The following is a 21118-nucleotide window of genomic DNA, read 5'->3' as shown; positions in this document are numbered from 1 at the left end:
TATCGGGGTGTAAATAGGATGGGGTGTTCCAAGTCAATAAAAAAGCCGCCCCGTCACCGGAGCGGCCGTATCGATCAGCCTTGCGGGCGGATGGGCCAGGCCAACCGCTGGCTTAGCGGCGCGTGCCGCGGGATACGCGTTCGATTTCCTCGCGCACCAGGCGCTCGACCAGCGTCGGCAGGTTGTCGTCCAGCCATTCCTGCAGCATCGGGCGCAGCATGTCGCCGGCCATGTCCTCGAGCGAACGGCGCTCCATGCCGTTGAACACCGAGGCAAGCTCGCTGAAGGATTTTGCGACCTGAGCGCCGGCTTCGGCGGACAGAAGGTTCGCGGTCTCCTCGATCTTCGCCGGCAGGCTGCGCGGCGCGGGTTCCGCAGCGAGTTTCGGCTCTGTTTTCGGCTCGATTCGTGGTTCGGACCGCACCGGCGCTTCGGCCCTGTGCGTAGCCGACAGCGGCGGGTCGAAGACCGGCATCATGACACGCTGGACCGGCTCCGGCTGCGGCGCCACCGGGGCAGCCTGCGTGACGGGGGCTGGTTGGGTGGCCGGTTCGCGGAATTCGGGCATGCGCGGCATCGGGCGAAGCTGAGCCGGCTCCTCCTGGCGTGCCGCCGATGCGGGCGAGGACGGCGTTTGCGCGGAAGAGGTGGCCGCCGACGGGCCCGGCGCAGTCGAAGCGGCCGAAAGACGCACGCTGCCGGTCTCCTGCTGGCGGGTCGAAGCGGCCCGGACCCTTGCGGCGACATCTGCGAGCGACAGGGTACGATCCTGCTGTGCCGTCTGGCCCGAGGATCCCGACGGGTAGTTCATCGGCTCGCTGCGCGATGGCGCGCCGCGATCATTGGCAGCCATGTCGGGAACAAAGCCCGTCTCTTCGCCGTCTTCGATCTCATCGTCGCCATAAACCGGGGGAAGCTGGCCGCTGAGCGCGTTCTCGGCGTTCGGTTCATTGCTTTCAATGATCCGGCGAATGGACGCCAAGATTTCTTCCATGGAGGGTTCACGCGCTACATTTGGCTGAGCCATTTTCATCCCCGCTGTTACCGGCACTCGAGTCGGCCCCGTGGAGGGTGAACCGAATCGACGTTACTCTAAGGTGTTGGGGGGGCTGGAAACAATGACAAGTGCCCCAGGCCTCCTACCGATACACAGTTTTGTTGGGGTTGTGAATCCCGTAAGTCACACTTGCAGGAAACAAGTGACACTGGCGTGAAACAGACAGGTGGCGCCGCCGGAAACGACAAAGGGGCCGCAAGGCCCCTTCCCGTTCATGGCGTTCGAACCGCGCCGAGCGATCAGAACACGAATTCCTTGGCCTTTCGGAAGCCCGGCAGTGGCTTCACCGACGCGTTGAAAGAGGCGCTTTCGGAGATGGAACCCTGCTCCTTCACCAGCACCTTCGCCTGGGCGGCATTGCCATAACCGACGACGGCGACCAGCCGTCCGCCATCGCGCAGCTGTTCCAGAAGCGCGGCAGGCACTTCCTCGACGGCACCGTTGACGAAGACCAGGTCATAGGGCGCCTCGGCGACATAACCATTCTCGAGCTCGCCGGTAACGACCGCGACATTGTCGTAGCCGAGCGAGGAGAGCGTCGCGGTTGCCTGCGAGGCCAGCGTCTCATCCGCCTCCAGCGAGACGACGGAGCCGGCGATCAGGGACAGGACGGCGGTCGCATAACCGCTGCCGGTGCCGATTTCGAGCACGACGTCATCCTTGGTAATGGCGGCAAGCTGCAGAAGCTTGGCAAGCGGCGAAGCCTCCATCAGGTACCGGCCAGGGGCAACCTCGATGTCCGCATCGATATAGGCGAGCGATTTTGCCTTGGCCGGCACGAAAGCCTCACGCGGAACATTGTAGAAGGCCCGCAGAACCGAATGCGACGTGACATCGGTGGTGCGGATCTGATTTTCGACCATCTTCGTCCGTGCTGCTTCGAAATCCATCATCTCAGTCGTCCCAAATCACCCGGCGATGCGCCGGTCTACGCATGACCGTCTTACTGACGGCAAGACATGCTTTCAAGACACTGGCCGCTTTCGAAGCAAAAAAGCGGAGGAGAGCGCCCCGCTCTCCTCAGGCTCAACCGTGGGGCCGAAGCTCAAGCGTAGGCCGGCGGCGCTTCTTCCAGCTTGCGGATGGTCACATAGTCCCGCCCATAGGAAGAGCGCAGGCTGTGGTCCTTGTCGAAGGCGGACTGCTCGGCGGAGGTCAGCGGGAACATGCCGTCGGCGAATGTGCCGGTGCCTTCGACCTCGTTGGCTGCCTGACGGTGTACGTTGATTATCCTGGTGATCATGGCGCCTTCCCTCCGTTCCACCCCATAAATGCTGAGCGGGCCTTTCTGTTCCGAGACTAGGAGGAGAAGGTTAAAAAATTAACCATGTTGCAGCGCACACAAATATGCGTGGTAAATGCTTGGTATCAAAGCATGTTTGGATTTGAGGAACAGGTCAGACAAGAAGGGGAAATTGGAGGCCTCGCCGAGAATCGAACTCGGGTGCAAGGATTTGCAGGCTTTTCCCTGCCTTTGTTAACGTTTGGCTTTTCTGTCTCGTGTCGCACTCATGTTGCAGTCAGTTGAGCAGGATGTTCGCTGCATGTGCCAGTTCTGTCCCGTCGTCGCCGCGGGGGAAAAGGTGGCCATAGACGTCCATTGTCATCACGATGGAGGCGTGTCCGAGGCGCTCCTGGACCATTTTGGCCGGCAAACCCAGGCCGCCATCTTCTTTACGATTGATGAGCCAGCTTGCGTAAAAATGACGCAAGGCGTGTAGGCCGGTGTACTTCGCCTTCAGGAGCGGCTTGCCATCCTCGTCGAGCTCGGCTGATTCGACCGTCACCCCTGCCCTCATCATCGCCGGCACCAAACCCTTGTTGATGATGTTCGTATGCGATCGGGGTTCTCCATCAGGATTGGCGAAAACTAGATGGGCGCCGTTTGGCTGCTTGAGCTTATGAGCCTTCAGAGCGGCTATGACGAGCGGGGGGACCGGGATTGCCCTGACGCCTGCTTCTGACTTCGTCGGGCCGATCGCCTTGAACTGGTCGGCGCGCTGGTTGACGCTGATCTCGCCCTTCTTGAAATTCACGTCCTGCCATCTCAGCCCGCGCAGCTCTGATGAGCGCATACCGGTGAAGATCGCCGTGACGAGCAGCGGCCTCCAGTGATCGTCCAGGGCGGCCACAAGAGCCTTGATCTCCTCGCGAGTTGGTATATCGACCCCGACCTCAAGCTTGCCCTTCTGGCGCTTCTCCTGACGTCTGTCGCGGCCCTTTCGGCTCCCTTTTATGTCGCGCACTGGATTGCGTGTAGCGAGACCACGCTCGTTCGCATCGGACAGGATGGAACCGAGCGAAGTGAGGATCTTCTTCACCATCGCCGGTGACCTTCCTGCTTCCCTGAGCTTATCCTCGAAATCGCGCACCGCCGGCACCGTGAGCTTCGAAAGCAGTACCTGGCCAATGAGTGGCACGATGTGGTGCTCAAGGTGGCTCTTCCGCTGGTTTACGGTCGACCGCTCAAGGCCGGCGTTCTCGCCAGACGCGACCCACAGCGCGCCGGCTTTCTCGACTGTGACGCTCGCCGAGTCCGCGACGTGGGTCCCTTCCCTCACCTCGACAGTTGCCGTAGCTGCGAACTGGTCAGCTTCCTTCTTGAGCCGGAACGTTTTCAAGCGGCGAACGCCGGTGGTGTCGAAATAGTCTACAACCCAGGCGGATTTCTCGACGCCTTTAGGTGTGGTCCATTCACGCTTGCGAACGGACATCACTCACTCTCCAGAGACTTGTACTTTTCATCAACGATCCTCTTGTGAGCGGCTGCCTCAACCTCTCGCTGACCATTCCACTTGAGTAGAGCTTTTTGCAGCTCCGAGATCGCTTCATCACCTAGACTTGGATCTCGCCCGTCCGCACCCGAGGTGATGATGTCGAGGATTTCGTCCGTAATAGCTTCGACCGCTGCATCGTAACCACGCATCTTTCTGAGCGCAGAAAACAAGACCCCTAAGTCCGCTAAGCGAGCCCCCACCGAAACGGGTTCAGGAAATGCTATCTCCAAAGCCCGAACAATCTCCGCGTTCATGCTGCGGCCGTTCCGATCGGCTGCACCTTTGATCCTGTTCCTGAGCCCGTCAGGAAGCCTCAGCGGAAACTGATCCGAACCCCGCCCTACCTTCGCCATTCCGTATACCCCCGAGATTTACATCACCGTAATTTCTTTTCGCTTGACGCGCAATGAAATCACCGTAATTTACATTACCGTGATGTTAATAACGAAAGGTTACCATTTATGACGAGAAATGCGGATAACTCCGTCGCGCTCGACCTCATCTGGGGCGCCGCCGATATCGCAAAGATGATTGGGCGATCTCAGCGCGCGACGTTCGACATGCTGGAAAAGGGCCAGCTGCCAGCCAAGAAAGTGAACGGCCGCTGGGTCGTCGAGCGGAGCAAGCTCATTGCCTTCTTCATGGAGGCGGCATGAACGCGGCCCTCCGGAACGCAAACGGTCCGGCAACCGCGCCAACGGTTCCGGACCATGGTTCAAACATCCCGAGAAAGGACTTATCTATGAACAAAGGGGAAGATAACACTGCGCCGTCACCATTTCCACCCCTCTCCCGCCGACTGTTCCTTGGATTTGCGACCGTCGCCTCGCTACCGGTCACAGCGGCCGCTAAGGTTTCGGTTCGTGATGCACCCCTATCGGTAGACGAGTTCCTCGCGAAGGCCCTACCCTCGGAGCGTGTTCGGTACCATTCAAACGCGCTTGCGGAGGCGATGGCAGATTTGCACCCGAACGAGACGGGATGGCGTGTTCAGACCTGCCATGAGGCAAAGTCAGAATTCGTCCTGGTCGTCCCGCGGTCCTCCGGGAGGGCGTCGGTATGAACCCGCGCATCATCATCACCACGCGCCGAAGGCTGGAAGCCAAGATTGAGGAGATGATCGGGCTGCTGGACATCCTCGACGGTGATCCCGACGTCGAAAATAGCGGGGACGAAGAGCCATGGCTTGGTGGTTCGCCCCAGTGCGGTGAATACGACCTTGAAGTCGACGGCGATGAGCAAGACTACAATGGCGACGAGGGAGATTACAGCGTCGGCCGCCTGACCGGAGGCTGCGGACTGTGACCATCAATCCCCAATCCCGCCTCAAGAAGCTGGCCAAGGACGCTGGCTTCACCGTCGCCAAATCAAGCGGCGGTTACGTCCTTTCACACACTGCTACCGGCAAGATGATTGCCGGTGAAAAGCGGCCGCTGACGATCCAGAGCTTGGCCGTCGAGCTGCAGAAACTCCACGTCCTTGGGAGGTAGCATGACAAACGAGCCCATCACGGCCGCAGCGATGTGGCTTGCCGATCAGAAGGAAATCCCGGAGCAGGTCATCCACCTGCTCCGGGAGAAGTTCCACATCACCGCGGTTCAGGCCGCCCAGGCGCTTACACTCGCGCGGCAGTATAGAACGAACCGGAGGGCTTTCGGTTGAGCCATCTACCTTGGATGCAAATCTATATCGGAGACGAGCTTGCTGAAACGTCGGCACTCAGCCCCGAGGAATACGGTTGCCACATGCGCCTCAGGCTTCACCAATGGATGCATGGCGAACTTCCGACGGACGAAGAACGGCTTCGCCGCATCTGCTCGGCAGAGCGGGAGCAATGGCCGATGATCCGGGATGCTCTGGCGCCTCTCTTCGATTGGCAGTGGCATCACGTCAAGACGGCTGAACTCCGCCGGCAATCAGAGGAATTGCGCCTGACGAAGGTTGAGAACGGCAAGAAAGGTGGTCGTCCGCGCAAGCCGACAGAAAACCTAAACGAAACCGAAACGAAACCTACAGGTAAAGCTAACGGCAAAGCTGATGGAAAGCTAAATGAAACACCATCACCATCACCATCACCTTCACCTTCAGACTTAAATTCACCGGCAGCGCCAACGGCAGCGTCAGCCTCACCAAGTCGGGCTTATGATGAAGAAAGGAAGGAAACGTATACGCGAGCCTTCCCGGTTCCTCAGAGCGTTGAAGGTGGCAGAAACTTTCTTTTGAGCCGTGGTTGCCCGCCAGAGGAATTGAAGCGGTGCCTCGGCATGCTGATGGAAGGGCACCTCACACCTTTCGATATCGAGGCGTGGGACGTTAAAGCGAGGGCAAACGCATGAAGCAGCTTGATCTATTCGAGTGGGCCGATACGAAACCGACCAATGTCGTGACGCTCATGCCGGCGCTGGTCCACAAGGCGGCGATGGAGGCGATCTACAACATCCCGCGCCCCAAGGGTGGCGGCGATCTGATCCAGATGAAACGGAGCGTCGCATGAAAGATCTGGATGACGAGATCGAGCGCATTGCCTCAACGCTGGCTGCGCTTGAAAAGATAGCTGGCCCATCGCCCGAGTTGAAAGATCTAATCGACTATTACAGGGATCGTCATGTCAAGCTGAGCCGCAAATCTGCGAAATACTTCACGCCCTACCGAAATGAGCGGGGCCGCTTGGTCGTGAACGAGGTCGGTGACACGGAGGACGATATTTGACCCGCCCCGCCCTCACCCCCGAGCGCCTCGACGCCATGCTGGACGGCAGAGCTAAGCCAGCCGGAAACCCGTCTCGGATCATTTGGACGCTGCCGGCGATCGGCCGGCGGATCGGTGTTGGTGCCGACTTCGTCCGGGACACGATCGCTAAACAGCCCGGCTCTCCGGTGAGGGAAATCGGCGGGCGGTACTACGCTTTTGAGGACGACCTGATCGCCTTCCTACGGTTTGAAAACAGAAACGATCAGGGCTAGGAAACTGATCGCGATGGCTGCCCATGAAAGCCATGGCTTGTAATAGAGGTCGACCTCAGCGGCAACGGCATGCCTTACCTCGCGCATTCCCTTCGTTGTCAGATGATATCCACCGATCACTCGGTTCCAAGCCCAATGCTCATTCTCCGTTTCCGGCAGCACCGGGTGACCGGGAACGGGAGCTCGCCAGCGGTAGGCGCGGCGAAGCAGGTCTAAGGTCTCTAGCCTTCCTATTTCGGCAGAGAGTAGCGCTACCGCATTCTGGTGGTCGCCATCCAGGCTTTCATACTCTTCGGATCGGCGGTTGAGCCCCTTAGTCCTTGTGTAGAAATCCTCATATGCTTTTTCGCGCTCCAGCCTAAGCTGGATCAGACGGTAGCGACGATCTCGCCAATCAAACAGAACTTTTCCTACACCCACGCCTAACCTCCCACAGCCACGAATTCCCGTCTCAAACCGTTATGCTATTACATCCCGCATCGGGCATAACCTGATGGATGAGATGGAACCCATTCCGGACTGAAAAGAAAGCCCTGACCGACGACCAGATCCTTGATCTGCTCGGTGGCGGAATGCCGACCTCAACCGGCATCGCAGTTTCATCTGAGATCGCTCTTCGCGTGCCGGCCGTCGCCGCTGCCGTCCGCACCATATCCGAAGCGGCCGCCAGCCTTCGTGTGAAGGTCGTTGAAATCGCGGATGATGGTACCGAGACGGATGTCCCAGCCCATCCGGTTGCCGGCCTTCTCAAGAACGAAGCAAATGACTGGACCTCCGGTTTCGAGCTGACCCGCTCCCTCATGGTCGATGCCCTGACCCGCGACCAAGGCGGACTTGCCCAGGTGACGCGCCGATCATCGGACGATTCGGTTCTGGAAATCATCCGCCCGCGTCCCGGCTATATCAACGTCGATTATCCCGATGACAGTCTTCAGCCGCGGTACCGGATCAACGGTATCATCCAACCGGCCGGCAACATCGTCCACCTCAAGAGCACCTTCGACAGGAGCCCGGTGACACTATGCCGGGAGGCGATCGGTGTTGCCATCGTCATGGAGCGCCATGCGGCGCAGCTTTTCGGTAAAGGCGCCCGTCCCGGTGGCGTCGTCTCGTCTCCTAAGCCGCTCGGTGACGAAGGCTTAAAGAAAATGATCAAGGGCTGGCGCGCGGCCATGGAGGGCTCCGAGAACGGGGGCAAGACCGCCTTCCTCTATGACGGTGCGTCATGGGCACAGATGACATTTTCGAGCGTGGATGCCCAATTCCAGCAGCTCCGGATCTTCCAGCTTCAAGAAATAGCCCGCGCTTTCAACATCCCCGCCATACTTATTGGCGAGCTTTCCCGGGCAACATGGTCGAACTCGGCAGAGATGCAGCGCCTATTTCTTCTGCTCTGCCTTGAGCCGTGGCTGAAGGCATTGGAGAGCGCCTATCGCCGCGCCCTTTTCACGAAAGAAGAGCGGGCGAAATATGCTGTCCGCTTTGAGCGTGACGACTTCAGTAAGGTTGACCTGGCGGTGTTGGCAGCCGCGATCAACAGCCTCGTTGCCTCCCGCGTCATCAACCCGAACACCGGCCGCGATTGGCTAGACCTCCCACCCCGTGATGGTGGCGAGGAATACGCGAACCCGAACACCGGCAGTAGTCAGCCGGGGTCTGCTCAAAACCCAGCGGACCCTATACGCAATTCTGCGCAGACCCCGCCGAAGCCAGACAATGAAGACGACGCCGACAAGGAGCCGCGCGATGACGCTTGAGGAAATCCAAGCCAACGTGGTCGACCAGGACCGTGGCCGAAAGCTCGAAATCCACGAGCCGTTCGAAGGCAAGCCGACGGGTATGGTGATGTGGATCGCCGGCCCGGACAGCGCCACCCAGCGCCGCGCCCGTATCGAAATGATGGACGAACTGGCCGAGCGCGCCGAGCCGGACGGCACAGTCACCGCGGCGCACCGGGAAGCAGCCCGCATCAACTGCCTCGGCAAATGCGTCCTTCGTTGGGAGGTGCAACACGAAGGCTCGGACCTTTCCTTCAACCACAAGAACGTCGTGCGCGTCCTCAAGGCAGCTGACTGGCTCCAGGCGCAAGTGGACGCCTTCGCCGGTGACCGCCGGAACTTCGCACCGGAGCGTGGCTGATGGATCGGATATTCTTCGAAACCAAGATGCTGGCAGACGATAGCGGGGCTATCTCGGCACTGGCATGGCCTTTCGCCACCCCCGACCGGGTAGGCGACATGATCGAGCCGGGTACGTTCAAGAGCCTCAAGCTCCCGATCCCGATGCTGTTTGGCCATGACCATGGTGATCCGATCGGCACTTGGGATGTCGCCGGTGAGAGATCGGACGGCCTACACGTCAGCGGCAAGATGCTGATCAGCGAAGTCGCGCGGGCCCGAGAAGTGAATGCTCTTGTTCGGGCCGGCGCCGTCAATGGCGTCTCCATCAGCTTCATCACCAAAAAAGCACTTACCCGCCCAGGCGGGGGCCGCACCATCAAGGCTCTCGAAATGATCGAGATCAGCCTTGTCACGGTAGGCATGCATCCCGGCGCGAGGGTCACCTCCGCCAAGTCGGCAGTCGAGGCGCTTTCCATCGCCGCTGCCATCAACCGCGCAGCCGCGCAGATCGGAAGGAAGTGACATGCAGCATGTCATGAAACAGGCGCTGCTCGACAGCGTGGCGATCACCCGCAAGGGCGAAGAGGACGATCCGGTTTCGATCGTCACCAAGTCCCTTGAGGATCTGCAGAAGAACATCGACGAGCGTCTGAAGAAGGTCGAAGGTGGGCCGGAGATCAAGGCACTCATCGATCGCCTCGACGAGCTGGAGAAGAAGGCCAATCGCCCCGGCGTAAAGAAGGACAAGGACGAGCAGATCGAGGTCGAGCGTAAGGCCCTGTCGTCCTACCTGCGCTCTTCCATCTCTGCAGCGATCGAGGAAGCCGGTGGCTCCTTCGAGATGAAATCTGCAGCAGCGTCGGATACCGACCCCGCCGGCGGCTATTTCGTCCTGCCGACCATCGATTTGTCGATCCGCACGCTGATGACGGACCTCTCGGTGCTTCGCAGCCTTGCCGAGGTGGTCAGTATCTCGACCGACAAATACGAAAGATTTTACAGCATGGGCCGCCGCGGCGCCAAGTGGGTTGCAGAGCGTGAGGAACGCCCGCAGGACACGCCGCGCCCGGAACTGATCAAGCACAGCTATCCAGTCTCCGAACTGTATGCTGCACCCGTGGCAACACGTCACCTGCTCGACGACGCTGCCACGGATATTGCCTCCTGGCTGATCAACAATGCGGTTCACGACTTCGACGAAACCGAAGGCGAGGCTTTCTGGAACGGTGATGGCGTCGAGGGCAAGCCTCGTGGCCTCCTCGATTACGGCACCGCTCCAGAGAAAGATTTCACCCGCGCCTGGGGCAAGCATCAGTACATCCCGGCTGGTCACGCCTCAGCGCCGACAGATGACCAACTCACCGCATCGCTGATCAAGCTCGTTTCGGCGCTGCGTCGTCCGTACAAAGGCAACGCCCGGTTCGTGATGAACAGTAACACCGCCGTTCGCATCCGCACGATCAAAGACGGCGATGGCAGGTTCCTTTGGGCGCCAACCGGCAATCTCATCGACGGCATCGAACACCCGCTGCTCGGCTACCAGGTCGAGATTGACGAGAACATGCCCGACATCGCCGCCGGCACCACCCCCATAGCGTTCGGGGACTTCCGCCAGGGCTACGTCATCGTCGACCGCCAGGGCGTTCGCATCAACCGCGACGAGCTCACCCAGAAAGGCCGTGTTGTCTTCGACGTTTACAAGCGCGTCGGCGGCGGTGCGGGCGATTTCAACGCAATCAAGTTCCTCAAGATTGCAGCGAACTAAGGAGAAGCTAAATGCGCAAGGGTCTTTACCACAACCTCCACGCTGTACCGGCGATCAACTCTGCGTCCCAGAGCGCTGCCGCGGACGGCCTTGAAATCGACCGTAAGGGATCGCAGGGCCTCATGTTCATCGTGAACACGGGCTCCATCACCAGCGCCGGTGACTTCGGCGTGAAGGTGCAGGAGAGCGACACTTCCGGATCCGGCTACACAGATGCCGACGAGGAAGACATCATCAACGGTGTGCCTGCTTCTTTGGGCGCCACGAGCGCCTACCAGGTCGAATACATCGGCAAGAAGCGGTACGTCCGCCTTGCTCTGACCAAAGCCGGGGGGACCTCGATCCAACTCGGCGCAATCGCCCTCATCGGCCATCAGCATATCCAGCTGCCCTGATGCCGTACCGCGCCCCCTCCATCTGCTCGCATTGCGGGGCGGCTCACACAGCCGCCAAGCCTTGCCAGCGCGCGATGAAGGCAGATCGGGAGCGCAAGGCACGCTTTGACAAGAAACGCCCTGCTGCCCGCCAGCGTGGCTATGACGCCGAATGGGCGAAGGAGGCAAAGGCCTTCCTCGCCCTACCGGGCAATGACCTCTGCCGATGCGGTGCGCCCGCCGTGGTGGTCATGCACATCAAGAGCATCCGAGCCCGCCCTGATCTTCGCATGGACCGCACCAACTGGCGGCCTGGCTGTCAGCGCTGCAACGCAATCGAAGCCGCGGAAGAGCGGCGCACACTGAAAGGGTAAATCCCATGCTTATGGCAACCGCAAAGAGCAAGCTCTTCATCGGTGGCGTTCTCAGCCAGAAGAGCAGCGACTTCGTAGCCGCTGATTTCACCACTCAGGTGTGGAAGGAGATCACCCCGCTTGAAGCCCTCGGCACGGCCGGAGACACCTCAGACGCCATCACCTTCGACGCGATCGGAGAAGGCCGGAGGAAGAAGCTCAAGGGCATCCGCGATGCTGGCACCATGGAAGTCGTCGCCGGTCTGGATCCAGTGGACGAAGGCCAGATCGCTGTCGTGGCGGCTGAACGGACACCCTACGACTACGCCTTCAAGGTCGAGCTCAATGACGAGCCGCCTGGTGGCACCCCATCCTCCCGCTTGTTCATTGCCCAGGTCATGAGCGCAGCGGAGGCCTACGACACCGCGAACAACGTGGTGAAGTTCAACATGAGCCTCGCGATCAACAGCAACATCGTCCGCGTCGACGCCGTGGAGGCATGATCAATGGCGATGGCGCTGCTTCAAATATTCGCGGCCTTCGTCGGTCGCATGATAGGCGCCGTCCCCACGTTCAATCAGGCGGTGCCGCACGAGGTCTACGATCTCATCATTGTCGGGCCACGTGGAAGGAGATCGTGCGAGACGATCCAAGAGTGCCTCAGCTTCGGCAGTCAGTACAACTTTGAACATTGTGTCGTCCGTATCGAAAATCGAGAAATTATACGGCTCATCATCTCATCGATCGGATGCGGCGACAAGGCACCCGGGGGTGGTCGAAAACATTCCACCCCTCAAGGGGACCGGCGGCGGGTCCACTGTGCGAAAACGCGCCGATTTAGCCCCGATTTTGTGAACAGCAGAAAGGAAGGCGTTCTATGATTGTGACCGTCGCCGAGTTGAAGGAGCAGATCGGCTGGACCGATGGGCTCGGAACTGCCGATGACGAGCTTATGGGCCGGAAGATCGCGGCTGCTCAAGATCACATTGAACGGCTGCTCGGCTTCAAAATCGAGACGACGTATCCGCCTGCCGGAGACCCGCCTGCATCAACGGTGCCAGCCGCTCTCGTGGAAGCCGTGCTCCAACTCGCCGCCCACCGGTACGAAAACCGCGAGGCAACTCTTGTCGGGGTGACGGCCCAGGAGATCCCGTTCGGCGTCTGGTCGATCGTCAACGAATACCGGGAGTGGTCCTTTGGCTGACGACGGCGGATTATCAAGATTTCAGAATAGGATGCGAGCCATTCCTACAGCGGTTCGCGAGGCGGTGAAACCTGCCCTCCTGAAAAGCGCTGACGAGGTGGCCGACATGCAGCGCCAGCTTGCTCCGGAGGACACCGGCGCCTTGGAGGAAAGCATCACGGTCACTCCGCCGGGACAGGCGACGCCGGAGTATTCGCAGCCTGGCGGAAGCCGCGTGGCCGGCGAGCTGGAGGCGATCGTCACCGCCGGCAACGAAGACGTCCGGTATCCCCACCTCGTCGAGCACGGGACCACGAAGACGCATGCGCAGCCGTTCTTCTGGCCCGGCTTCAGGCTCACCCGCAAGCGCGCTGCCAACCGGATCAAGGGCGCCATCAGCCGTGCCGTCCGGAGGAACTGGGGGAGCGGCAAATGACACCGGAACTCGCCCTGCAGAAGGCCGTCCGAGCGCGCCTGATCGGTACCGCTGCCGTCACTCAATTGATCCCGGCTGCCGCCATCCTCGATCGCAACGAGCGGCCCGCCCCGTCGCCCTCGATCGTCATCGGTGAAGGCCAGAGCCTCGACGAGAACGACAGCCTCAGCCGCAACCTGACCCGCGTCTACATGGATCTGCATGTCTGGAAAAAGGAGCCGAGCACGCAGGGCGTGAAAGCCATCGCCGGTGCGATCCGGGCAGCAGTTCACAAGGCAAATTTGCCGGCTGAAACAGGCTTCCACTTCGCCGGCTGCTACGTCCAGAGCGCCCGGTTCCTCCGCGATCCTGACGGCGAAACCTCCCATGCCGTCGTCACCATCAACGCGAAGGTGCAAGAGCTATGAGATCTGGAAAACTTGACCGCACCATCCGCATCGATCGCTACGACGCCGGCGCCGTGAACGACTACGGCACTCCGGCGCCGACCTTCACCCCGCTTGCCACCCTCCGCGCCCAGGTGGTGCAGGCAAGCACCGAGGAATTCATCCGGGCGGCCGGCGCAAGCGACGAGACCGGGATCATCTTCCGAACCAGGTGGATCGACGGCGTCACCAACGCCGACCGCATCGTCTACGAGGGCGGTAATTTCAACATCAAGGAAGTGAAGGAGATCGGTCGCCGCAAGGGGCTGGAGCTTCGCGCCTTGGAGGCGGTGGGCGAATGAGCAGCAAGGGAACGCGCGGCGCAAAGGCAACGCTGAAGGCGATTGACGGCGGCCTTAAGGGTGTCCCGAAACCTCCGGCAAATTTGCCCGAGGTTATAATTCCAGAATGGAATCAAATCGCCGCTGAAATGGTGCAGCGGAAGATCCTCACCGCATCCATGATGGGCGTGCTGGAAACCTACATCGTCGCGCTTTGGACTGTCCGGGAATGCCAGAAGGCCATGGCGGAACACGGCCTCATGGTGAAGACGGCTCACGGCATGCTCAAACCGAACCCGGCGAGCGGCATCATGGCGAAGGCGATGGAGACCGTCGCCCGGCTGTCGGCAGAGCTTGGCCTGACGCCAGCGGCTAGATCAAAGCAGGGCTTCAGCGGCAAGGACAAGCCGAAGGATGGAGGGGCGCCCGATGGCCTCGACGTCTAACATTCCGCCAATTGGCGGATTGATCAAAGCCACCCGCCCCGAATGGATCTTCGACGGGAGCGAGATCGAAGATCCGTTCGGCAAAGGCGAGCGTGCCGTCAACTTCCTCCGCGCCTTGCACCACCCGAAAAGCGGCGACGGAAAGTTCGACCTCCCGCTGTTCTGGGAACGGATCGTGCGCCGCATCTATGGTCCGTGCTTCCCCGACAGCCGGCGCCAGGTGAAGACGGTTTTCATCATGCTCCCGCGCGGTGCCCGCAAGACCACGTTGGGCGCAGGCCTCGCCCTGCTTCACACAGTGGGCTACGAGCGCGTTCCGTCCGGCCAGGTGTTCGTTGCCGCCTCAGCAGAGGAAGACGCGCGTATCGCCTACGACGAGGCCGTGAGCATCGTTGATGAGACCGACTGGCTGAAGGAGGCGATGAAGCCGACCGAGAGCGTGTTCGTTCTGGAGCACCGGAAGAGCAAGGCGAAGTTCCGGGCGCTGGCTTCAGCCAAGAAGGGCAAGCTCGGCAAGACAGCAAATTTCGTGCTGGCTGACGAGCTGATCAATTGGGAAGGCGAGATTGCCCGCGCAATGTGGGCGGCGCTGCGCACGTCGCTGAACAAGACGACAGGATCGCTGCTGATCATCATCACCCAGGCCGGTCGCGGACAGGAGAACCTTGCTTATGAGCGGCTGAAGTATGCCCGCAAGGTCCAGTCGGGTGAAATCGAGGATCCGCGTTTCCTGCCCGTCCTGTTCGAAACCGACCCGGAGGCTGACTGGCAGGACGAGGACCTATGGCATTTCGTCAACCCGGGCCTTGCCGACGGCTATCCTGATATCGACGGCTTGCGCTCCATGGCCCACGAGGCGAAGGAGCAGCCCGGCGAGCGTGATAATTTCCGACAGTTCCACCTCAACTGCTGGCTGGACTACAGTGCGTCTCCGTTCGTCTCCATGCCGGTCTATGACGAGGGCAAGGGCGCAGTGGATCTCGATGCCATGGAGGCCGACCAAACGCCTTGCTATCTCGCCGTGGACCTATCCAGCACGAGCGACCTAACGGCCATTGTCGCCGCCTGGGGTGACCGTGAGAGCGGCTATGCGGTTCATCCGTGGTTCTTCCTCCCCAAAGATAACATTCACCGCAAGGCCGGCCAGGATGGCGTGAATTATCCGGTCTGGGAGGAGCAAGGGTTGATCACCCTGACCGAGGGCAACGTCGTCGACTTCCACGCGGTGGAGGCCGCAGTCGAGGATCTATGCGCCCGGTTCAATGTTCGCGAGATCGCCTTCGATCCGGCGCTCGCCCGCAACAGCATCAGCAACCTGCTCTATAAAGGCTTGCCGGTGGTCGAGTTCCGGCAGGGGTGGGTTTCCATGTCGCCGGCGATCAACGAGCTCGAGCGGGCCATCCTCGCCCGTCGCTTCATCCATGGCGGTCATCCGATCCTTCGCTGGCATTTCGACAATATCGCGATCCGGACGGACACGGCTGGCAATCGCAGCTTCCACAAGGGCAAGAGCAAGGACCGGATCGACGGTGCCGTAGCCACTGCCATGGCCGTCGCCCGGTGCGCCGCGGGTGAAACCGGCATCTCGTCATACGACACGTTCGACGGCGATATCGAAGAATGGAGCTTTGCCTGATGGCTGTCACCGATGAAGAACGCCTAGTCGTTTCCCTCGAGGCGCGCATACGCGACTTCGAGCGCAACATGCAGAAAGGCGAGCGCACGGGCACGCGGACCTATCAGAGCCTACGCAAAGGCAGCACCAGCGCCACGAAGCAGATGGAGCAGGATATGATCCGCACGACGACGCGGATCAACCAGGCCCTCGCGTCCACCAGCGCGAAAATCGGGGATTTTGGGAAGGCATTCGCGGTCGGCGCGATGACGGCCGGGATGGCCGGCTTTGTCACCGCCCTCAAGACGTCGGTCGAAAGTACCGCGGCCCTCTCCCGTCAAGCCCGCATGGCAGGGATGGACGTCGAGCGGTTTCAGGAACTCAAGTTCGCGGCCGAGCAAAACAAGATTGGGGTGGACGCTCTCACCGATGGCCTGAAGGAGATGCAGCTCCGGGCAGACGAGTTTGTTCAGACAGGCGCGGGCAGCGCCGCCGAATCATTCCAGCGCCTTGGCTACAGTTCAGAGGAGCTCTCGAAGAAGCTCAAGAACCCCTCCGAGCTATTCGTCGAGATCATCGGACGGATGAAGGAATTCGATCGCGCTGCGCAGATCCGCATTGGCGACGAGCTGTTCGGTGGATCGGCCGGCGAGCGTTTCGTCGAGCTTGTCGACAAGGGCGCCGAGGGCATCAGGGAGCAGATCCGGCTGGCGAACGAACTTGGCCTCGTCATGACAAGGGAGATGGTAGCCAAGGCTGAGGAAGTTGATCGCAAATTCAACCTCGTAGCGAACACCATCGGAACCAGCATCAAAAGCGCGATCATCGATGCGGTTTCTGCTTGGTTCACGTTTCTGGACTCATTCAAGGAGTTTGAAAAGCAGCAAAGCGCCACCCTCGAAGGCCGGCAAATAGAGATAGCGAGCAAGCGCCTTGACCTAGAAAACCAGAGGCTGGCTACACCTAAGACCGAGGCGAACGTCCTCAGGAAGATTGACGAACAGATGCGCCTTCTGGCCGAAGAAGACGCAAGGATCACGAACGTTAGAAACGGACGCTTATCCTCTACCCCTGCGGGTCCCACGGCACCGGCAGCGCCACCCCGCGACCTCTCCGGCGACTATGTCCGTGGCTACCGCGAAGAGCTGGCGAAATCGAACCGCGAACGCGCGATCGCCGCGGAGCTGGAGAAGATCCTTGCCGACGCCTCAAGCCATGGCGTCAAGCTCACGCGGGAACAGGCGTCCGCCCTTGCCGAGGAATCGGTCCAGCGGAAGGAGAGAGACGACGCGGCGAAGAAATCGGCATCGGCATCCGAAAAGGCGTCCACCGCCTCCGAGCGCGAGCGCGAGCGCATCAAAGAGATCATTTCCGAACTGGAGAAGGAAATCGCGGTCGTCTGGCAGAGCGACGAGGCGAAGCGTGCCCTTGAAGCATCGCGCATGGCCGGAGCCGAGGCGACAGATACCGAACGCCAGCGGATCATCGACCTGAATGAGGCGCTCCATCAACAAGAAGAAGCGCGGCAGCGGGTGCTTGATCAACTGGACTTCGAGAAGGACCTTACGCGCTCCGCCCTTCAGGACATGAAGAACGCCCTCGACGATGGGAGGGTCACCTGGGAGGAGATGGGCGACGTTGCCCTGAATGTGTTGGACCGAATCAGCGACAAGTTGATGGACGACGTCCTCGACAGCATCTTCGCGGTCAACAAGGCTGCCGGCAGTGGCGGTGGTGGTGGCGGCATCTTCGGCTCGCTCCTTGGCGGGCTGTTTAGTGGCGGCGGTGGCTTCCCCTCATCTCCAAAATCGCCTGTGGGCCTCTTTGCGAAGGGAGGGGTTTCCGACAAGCCGTCAATCTTTGCAGAAGCTGGACCTGAAGCCGCGGTCCCGCTCCCGGACGGACGGCGCATCCCGGTTGATCTAGGCAACAGTAGCGGCGGCCAGATGGACGTGAAAGTCGATGTTGGTGTGACCGTGGACGAAGGCGGCAACCTCAATGCTTTTGTCCGCAACGTGAGCCAGCAGCAAGCGAGCAAGACGATTGGTCAATGGGCCGGAAGCCGGAGCTTCGCGACCGCTGTGGGCGGCGCCATGCCGGAAATCAACAAAAGGAGGTTCGGCCAGTGACCGTATATAATTTGCCGTCGGCTCGGTTGCTCGAATGTACGTTCTCGCTCGACGACGGGACTGTATCATCGGCCTTTAAGCGTGGCGTCTCCTTCAATATCACGCAGGTTTTCGACCCGACCTTTCGCGCTCGTATCCAGACGATGCCCCTCGACCAGGCCGGCATGCAGGCTTGGACGGCATGGAAGGCGAGGCTGCGCGGTGGGCTTAATCGGTTCGCGGCTTATGACACCAGCCGTGCTGCTCCCCTTCACTACCTCGGGGCAAGAACTCCGGATGAGGTCGCTCCAGGATGGGCTGGAGCAGGATCACTGGCATCCGTAGGTGTCGGTGGCGCGATATCGGTTACAGGCGCTCCAGCGGGCTATGTGGCCACTGAAGGCGATCGGCTGGCGCTCGAGCAGAGCGGCTATGTCGCCCTCTACGAGATCGTAAGCAACGCTACAGCAAGCGGTGCCGGGGCCATCGACCTTTCCGTCTATCCCTTCATCCAAAGCTATTTCACAGCGGGTGCCGTCGCTCGCCTATGGCGCCCGAAAGGTCTCTTCCGGATCGACTGGACGTCTTGGCAGATGGCGGTGGTCGCCTCTCCCTCATCAATCTCCTTCGAAGGATATCAGGTGCTGAAATGACAATGTCGAACGAGGTCAAAGCGCTCTACGATTCGGGCGCCATCATCACGAGACAAATGCTCCGCTTCCAATTTGGCAGCGGCATATTCGGCTTCATCAGCCGATCGTCTCCGCTCACATACGCCGGCGTCGAGTACAAGCCGTTCGGCCTGATCGAAGTGTCGGACATCGGTGGCGGCACGGGCACGAGCGCCGACGGCGGCTTCACCCTGACGCTTGCCGAGAGCCCTGACGACGGCCTGACGCCGGACGTCCTGACCCAGATCGAGAGCGAGGACTATCGCGACCGGCCAGTTATAGTGATGGATGCCCACTTCCATCCCGACAGTGGTGCCTTGTTGCAGGTCGAGGTCGTCGCGCGCGGTTACCTCGATGTCGTCGAGCACCAGACCGATCCGGAGCGCGGCTATATTCTGGTTGCCCGTTGCGAAGGGCGGCAGCTCGACTATTCGCGCAAGAATGGCCGGTACCGCACCATGACGGACCAGCAGCGGCGGTCGTCAACAGATAAGTTCTTCCAGCATGCGGCCTCGCGCGGCCGTGTCGATATCTTCTGGGGAAGGGTTGCGACGAAATGAACCTGCAGAAGCTTCTATGCACCGAACTGAAGCGCCAGCTCGAGGCGAAGGGTCCCCGGGTTGTGGGGATCCCCGCCGGCGGCGAACTGCTCTGGCAATGGTTCCTCGACCTCAACAAGACCCGCACCTACCACATGGCCGGGCCTAACCCGATCGGGCCTTCGGAGATCCTCGCATATAGCAAGTTGACCGGCTGGGGCATCGAAGCCCGCCACGTCACCATTCTCCGCGCCATGGACGCCGTCTGGATCGACCACGCCTATGAAAAGCAGCCCCAGGCTCCCGACGGCGTTAAGACGCTTCCACAGCGGTCTGGTCACAACATGACCGCCGGCATGTTCGACGCGATGTTCGGGTGAGGCAATGGTTTATCTCGATCACCTCCTGAAAGCGCGAAACGAGCGATCAGCCACGAAGGTCAAGTCTCCCAGGATATCGAACGATCGTCGTCGTCGGCATTTGGTGAACCAGGTCATGGATGTGTTGAAAGACTGGCGTTTCAGCGAATTTGAGAACGAGGGCCCAATTCGCCACGGGTTGAGAGCCGCGATGTGCCTGGAGGGCAACGCCTGGGCATTTGCTGATCAAGAGGCCGCCTCTGTGGTGCTTGAGGGTTTAAACCGCATTGGCGCAGAGCGTCCGACATGGGAGCAAGGCCAGCCTGAGTTTGTGGCTCGAGATACCTGCGCATGGTGCCGAAAACCGCTTGAGGACGATCATGATCGAACGAGAAAGTTCTGCTCGGTCGAATGCGCAAAAATTTCGATCGAGTATCTGAACGAGGATCACAAGTACCAGCAGTCCCTTGTCGGGCGGTCTGCCTTCCGGCTCGTGAAACGGTCCAAGAGCAAGCCCCTCAGCTGCGAGGCCTGCAACAAGACGTTTCAGCCTCTCTATGACGGGCACCCTCAGCGTTTCTGCTCATATATGTGCAGTCGGGCGGCGGTACGCACTGGCGGCCTTCCTGAGCGTGACTGCCAGCATTGCGGCACCTTCTTTAGACCGCGTCAGAACCGAACGAAGTTCTGCTCTACCTCCTGCGCGGCCCTGTACAACGGTGCCAGACCAAAAGAGAGGTTTCTCTGCACGTGTGCCTGGTGCCATCGCGTGTTCGGATCGAAAAACAAACACGCCCGGTTCTGCTCTCCCAAGCATAAGACCGACGAGTTTCGCGCTCGAAGGAAGGGGCATCCGGTGAAAGACCGGCCATCCAATGTGATCTATCTCACGGCGGAAATGTTCGACGGCTGGTTCAAGCGGGCGGCTTAGACAGGGTTGCGCGGATCGCGGCTTCGAAGTGATCGAGCGTAGCCGCATGCATCATCATAACTGTCGAAATCACTGCCGACCTGCCCGTCATCACTGACAACTTTGAATTTGCCATCCGGTGCTTCGAATACCTGATGGCCGTTTATGCGAGTGATGCGCGGTTGTTCTTTCGACGGTTCGTAAGCCATGCCTCTGTTCCCCTTCTTAGTCGATTTCCTTGGCTGCTTAGAGGCGGTTACAAACCTCGTCGTAAGCTTCCTGCGCCTTTTTCATGTCGAGCTTGGCGGCATCCAGTAGCCCCCTGTCGCCTTTATGGACTTCAGCTTCAAGACGGCGATGGGCTTCCGTCAAGCGATCATAAGCAGAACTGAATTCTTCCCACAGTGGATGTTCTTGCATAGGCATATGTGATCTCTCTTTTGCATGCTCGATAACGTGGCATCTTAAGGGCGCTCCTGGCGCTCCAGTGATGCCCGAATCGCCTTGAGCTGTTCCAGCATAGACCCGAAGGCCGCCAGCACCACGCCGCCAATGACGGCTGGGATGCCGAAGGGCAGCATTCCGAGCAGCAGCGTAACGCCGTCGCCTCGGTCGGCAGAAGCACTCATAATGAACACCATCAGCGACAGCGCAGCCACGCAGATTAATGCGCCGATGATCTGAAGAAATTTATCCACAGCATCCACTCCAGTTGAGGGCAAGTTGCCAGTGAAAG

General features: G+C 60.2%; 36 protein-coding genes and 1 pseudogene. 26 read left to right on the top strand and 11 right to left on the bottom strand.

The genetic code is table 11. The annotated features are described in order from the left end of the window. Positions 1-112: 112 nt before the first annotated feature. The 6 genes and pseudogenes from C5J22_RS06055 to C5J22_RS32025 all read right to left on the bottom strand — a co-directional run. A complete protein-coding gene (locus C5J22_RS06055) occupies positions 113-1027 on the bottom strand; it encodes a DUF2497 domain-containing protein (protein WP_105437533.1) in 915 nt (304 codons plus the stop codon). A 269-nt stretch (positions 1028-1296) separates the two neighbouring features. Further along, on the bottom strand, positions 1297-1950 hold the full coding sequence (locus C5J22_RS06050) for a protein-L-isoaspartate O-methyltransferase (protein WP_105437532.1): 654 nt from the start codon (positions 1948-1950) through the stop codon (positions 1297-1299). A 152-nt stretch (positions 1951-2102) separates the two neighbouring features. Then, positions 2103-2300: a hypothetical protein gene (locus C5J22_RS06045; RefSeq protein ID WP_046630783.1), complete on the bottom strand. Its 198-nt coding sequence runs from the start codon at positions 2298-2300 to the stop codon at positions 2103-2105. Between the two features lie 277 nt (positions 2301-2577). After that, a complete protein-coding gene (locus C5J22_RS06040) occupies positions 2578-3771 on the bottom strand; it encodes a site-specific integrase (protein WP_105437531.1) in 1194 nt (397 codons plus the stop codon). Further along, positions 3771-4088: a hypothetical protein gene (locus C5J22_RS06035; RefSeq protein WP_245440318.1), complete on the bottom strand. Its 318-nt coding sequence runs from the start codon at positions 4086-4088 to the stop codon at positions 3771-3773. Before C5J22_RS06035 ends, C5J22_RS06040 begins: the two co-directional genes overlap by 1 nt. Beyond that, positions 4089-4187 (bottom strand): annotated as a pseudogene (locus tag C5J22_RS32025) (Arc family DNA-binding protein); the annotation flags it as partial. A gap of 108 nt (positions 4188-4295) precedes the next feature. Between C5J22_RS32025 and C5J22_RS06030 the strand changes: the two are divergent. The 8 genes from C5J22_RS06030 to C5J22_RS06005 all read left to right on the top strand — a co-directional run bounded on the left by C5J22_RS06030 (position 4296) and on the right by C5J22_RS06005 (position 6797). Next, entirely contained in the window at positions 4296-4490 is a 195-nt protein-coding gene (locus C5J22_RS06030) for a helix-turn-helix domain-containing protein (RefSeq protein WP_105437529.1), read from the top strand. A gap of 403 nt (positions 4491-4893) precedes the next feature. Further along, positions 4894-5139, top strand: coding sequence for a hypothetical protein (locus tag C5J22_RS06025; RefSeq protein ID WP_105437528.1), 246 nt, complete (start codon positions 4894-4896; stop codon positions 5137-5139). Further along, the gene (locus C5J22_RS06020) at positions 5136-5324 is read left to right on the top strand and encodes a hypothetical protein (RefSeq protein WP_105437527.1); all 189 of its coding nucleotides are present in this window, start codon (positions 5136-5138) and stop codon (positions 5322-5324) included. The genes C5J22_RS06025 and C5J22_RS06020 overlap by 4 nt, the downstream gene beginning before the upstream one ends. 1 nt (position 5325) lies before the next feature. After that, positions 5326-5496, top strand: a complete 171-nt coding sequence (locus C5J22_RS31050) for a hypothetical protein (RefSeq protein ID WP_172746538.1) — start codon at positions 5326-5328, stop codon at positions 5494-5496. Positions 5497-5510: 14 nt separating this feature from the next. Then, the gene (locus C5J22_RS06015) at positions 5511-6170 is read left to right on the top strand and encodes a DUF1376 domain-containing protein (protein WP_105437526.1); all 660 of its coding nucleotides are present in this window, start codon (positions 5511-5513) and stop codon (positions 6168-6170) included. After that, positions 6167-6328 (top strand): hypothetical protein, encoded by a 162-nt coding sequence (locus tag C5J22_RS31045; protein WP_172746537.1) that lies wholly within the window; start codon positions 6167-6169, stop codon positions 6326-6328. Before C5J22_RS06015 ends, C5J22_RS31045 begins: the two co-directional genes overlap by 4 nt. After that, positions 6325-6543, top strand: a complete 219-nt coding sequence (locus C5J22_RS06010) for a hypothetical protein (RefSeq protein WP_105437525.1) — start codon at positions 6325-6327, stop codon at positions 6541-6543. The genes C5J22_RS31045 and C5J22_RS06010 overlap by 4 nt, the downstream gene beginning before the upstream one ends. Continuing rightward, on the top strand, positions 6540-6797 hold the full coding sequence (locus C5J22_RS06005; RefSeq protein WP_105437524.1) for a hypothetical protein: 258 nt from the start codon (positions 6540-6542) through the stop codon (positions 6795-6797). The genes C5J22_RS06010 and C5J22_RS06005 overlap by 4 nt, the downstream gene beginning before the upstream one ends. Here C5J22_RS06005 and C5J22_RS31040 read toward each other — a convergent pair. Next, positions 6765-7217, bottom strand: coding sequence for a hypothetical protein (locus C5J22_RS31040; RefSeq protein WP_172746536.1), 453 nt, complete (start codon positions 7215-7217; stop codon positions 6765-6767). The genes C5J22_RS06005 and C5J22_RS31040 overlap by 33 nt on opposite strands. Before the next feature lie 152 nt (positions 7218-7369). Here C5J22_RS31040 and C5J22_RS06000 point away from each other — a divergent pair, with 152 nt between their 5' ends. From C5J22_RS06000 to C5J22_RS05970, 7 genes are all read left to right on the top strand, one after another. Then, positions 7370-8554 carry a phage portal protein gene (locus C5J22_RS06000; protein WP_245440304.1) on the top strand — a complete coding sequence of 395 codons (1185 nt, stop codon included), beginning with the start codon at positions 7370-7372 and terminating at the stop codon, positions 8552-8554. Then, a complete protein-coding gene (locus C5J22_RS05995) occupies positions 8544-8936 on the top strand; it encodes a hypothetical protein (RefSeq protein WP_105437522.1) in 393 nt (130 codons plus the stop codon). The genes C5J22_RS06000 and C5J22_RS05995 overlap by 11 nt, the downstream gene beginning before the upstream one ends. Next, complete coding sequence (locus tag C5J22_RS05990; protein ID WP_105437521.1) at positions 8936-9439, top strand: HK97 family phage prohead protease; 504 nt, start codon at positions 8936-8938, stop codon at positions 9437-9439. Before C5J22_RS05995 ends, C5J22_RS05990 begins: the two co-directional genes overlap by 1 nt. Position 9440: 1 nt before the next feature. Beyond that, a complete protein-coding gene (locus C5J22_RS05985; RefSeq protein ID WP_105437520.1) occupies positions 9441-10682 on the top strand; it encodes a phage major capsid protein in 1242 nt (413 codons plus the stop codon). Between the two features lie 11 nt (positions 10683-10693). After that, a complete protein-coding gene (locus C5J22_RS05980; RefSeq protein WP_105437519.1) occupies positions 10694-11077 on the top strand; it encodes a hypothetical protein in 384 nt (127 codons plus the stop codon). Between the two features lie 74 nt (positions 11078-11151). Continuing rightward, positions 11152-11430, top strand: a complete 279-nt coding sequence (locus C5J22_RS05975) for an endonuclease (RefSeq protein ID WP_245440303.1) — start codon at positions 11152-11154, stop codon at positions 11428-11430. Between the two features lie 5 nt (positions 11431-11435). After that, the gene (locus C5J22_RS05970) at positions 11436-11912 is read left to right on the top strand and encodes a hypothetical protein (protein ID WP_105437517.1); all 477 of its coding nucleotides are present in this window, start codon (positions 11436-11438) and stop codon (positions 11910-11912) included. Here the strand turns inward: C5J22_RS05970 and C5J22_RS31035 are convergent, their stop codons facing one another. Further along, entirely contained in the window at positions 11913-12101 is a 189-nt protein-coding gene (locus C5J22_RS31035) for a hypothetical protein (RefSeq protein WP_172746535.1), read from the bottom strand. Between the two features lie 185 nt (positions 12102-12286). On the opposite strand from C5J22_RS31035, the gene C5J22_RS05960 reads away from it, so the two are divergent. The 11 genes from C5J22_RS05960 to C5J22_RS05910 are packed head-to-tail and all read left to right on the top strand — an operon-like array spanning position 12287 to position 20403. Further along, positions 12287-12613, top strand: a complete 327-nt coding sequence (locus C5J22_RS05960; protein WP_105437515.1) for a head-tail connector protein — start codon at positions 12287-12289, stop codon at positions 12611-12613. Then, entirely contained in the window at positions 12606-13028 is a 423-nt protein-coding gene (locus C5J22_RS05955; protein ID WP_105437514.1) for an HK97-gp10 family putative phage morphogenesis protein, read from the top strand. The genes C5J22_RS05960 and C5J22_RS05955 overlap by 8 nt, the downstream gene beginning before the upstream one ends. Then, a complete protein-coding gene (locus C5J22_RS05950) occupies positions 13025-13435 on the top strand; it encodes a DUF3168 domain-containing protein (protein ID WP_105437513.1) in 411 nt (136 codons plus the stop codon). The genes C5J22_RS05955 and C5J22_RS05950 overlap by 4 nt, the downstream gene beginning before the upstream one ends. Next, entirely contained in the window at positions 13432-13755 is a 324-nt protein-coding gene (locus C5J22_RS05945) for a phage head closure protein (RefSeq protein WP_105437512.1), read from the top strand. Before C5J22_RS05950 ends, C5J22_RS05945 begins: the two co-directional genes overlap by 4 nt. Continuing rightward, entirely contained in the window at positions 13752-14180 is a 429-nt protein-coding gene (locus C5J22_RS05940; protein ID WP_105437511.1) for a phage terminase small subunit P27 family, read from the top strand. Before C5J22_RS05945 ends, C5J22_RS05940 begins: the two co-directional genes overlap by 4 nt. Beyond that, positions 14164-15816 (top strand): terminase large subunit, encoded by a 1653-nt coding sequence (locus tag C5J22_RS05935; RefSeq protein ID WP_205837158.1) that lies wholly within the window; start codon positions 14164-14166, stop codon positions 15814-15816. The genes C5J22_RS05940 and C5J22_RS05935 overlap by 17 nt, the downstream gene beginning before the upstream one ends. Then, entirely contained in the window at positions 15816-17924 is a 2109-nt protein-coding gene (locus tag C5J22_RS05930) for a tail tape measure protein (RefSeq protein ID WP_105437510.1), read from the top strand. The genes C5J22_RS05935 and C5J22_RS05930 overlap by 1 nt, the downstream gene beginning before the upstream one ends. Next, positions 17921-18556, top strand: a complete 636-nt coding sequence (locus C5J22_RS05925) for a hypothetical protein (RefSeq protein WP_105437509.1) — start codon at positions 17921-17923, stop codon at positions 18554-18556. The genes C5J22_RS05930 and C5J22_RS05925 overlap by 4 nt, the downstream gene beginning before the upstream one ends. Next, positions 18553-19134 carry a DUF2163 domain-containing protein gene (locus tag C5J22_RS05920; protein ID WP_105437508.1) on the top strand — a complete coding sequence of 194 codons (582 nt, stop codon included), beginning with the start codon at positions 18553-18555 and terminating at the stop codon, positions 19132-19134. Before C5J22_RS05925 ends, C5J22_RS05920 begins: the two co-directional genes overlap by 4 nt. Continuing rightward, positions 19131-19493 carry a hypothetical protein gene (locus C5J22_RS05915; protein WP_105437507.1) on the top strand — a complete coding sequence of 121 codons (363 nt, stop codon included), beginning with the start codon at positions 19131-19133 and terminating at the stop codon, positions 19491-19493. The genes C5J22_RS05920 and C5J22_RS05915 overlap by 4 nt, the downstream gene beginning before the upstream one ends. 4 nt (positions 19494-19497) lie before the next feature. After that, entirely contained in the window at positions 19498-20403 is a 906-nt protein-coding gene (locus C5J22_RS05910) for a hypothetical protein (RefSeq protein ID WP_105437506.1), read from the top strand. On the opposite strand, the gene C5J22_RS05905 is transcribed toward C5J22_RS05910, so the two are convergent. From C5J22_RS05905 to C5J22_RS05895, 3 genes are read right to left on the bottom strand one after another with little or no spacing between them, the layout of a single operon-like run. After that, complete coding sequence (locus C5J22_RS05905) at positions 20400-20591, bottom strand: hypothetical protein (RefSeq protein ID WP_105437505.1); 192 nt, start codon at positions 20589-20591, stop codon at positions 20400-20402. The genes C5J22_RS05910 and C5J22_RS05905 overlap by 4 nt on opposite strands. A gap of 37 nt (positions 20592-20628) precedes the next feature. Continuing rightward, the gene (locus C5J22_RS05900; RefSeq protein WP_105437504.1) at positions 20629-20808 is read right to left on the bottom strand and encodes a hypothetical protein; all 180 of its coding nucleotides are present in this window, start codon (positions 20806-20808) and stop codon (positions 20629-20631) included. Positions 20809-20846: 38 nt separating this feature from the next. Next, on the bottom strand, positions 20847-21080 hold the full coding sequence (locus C5J22_RS05895; protein ID WP_172746534.1) for a hypothetical protein: 234 nt from the start codon (positions 21078-21080) through the stop codon (positions 20847-20849). Positions 21081-21118: the final 38 nt, after the last annotated feature.

It is taken from the genome of Neorhizobium sp. T25_13 (assembly GCF_002968675.1).
GTDB lineage: Bacteria > Pseudomonadota > Alphaproteobacteria > Rhizobiales > Rhizobiaceae > Neorhizobium > Neorhizobium tomejilense.
Note: the sequence above shows the minus strand (reverse complement) of the source record. Positions and strands in the feature narration are given on the sequence as shown.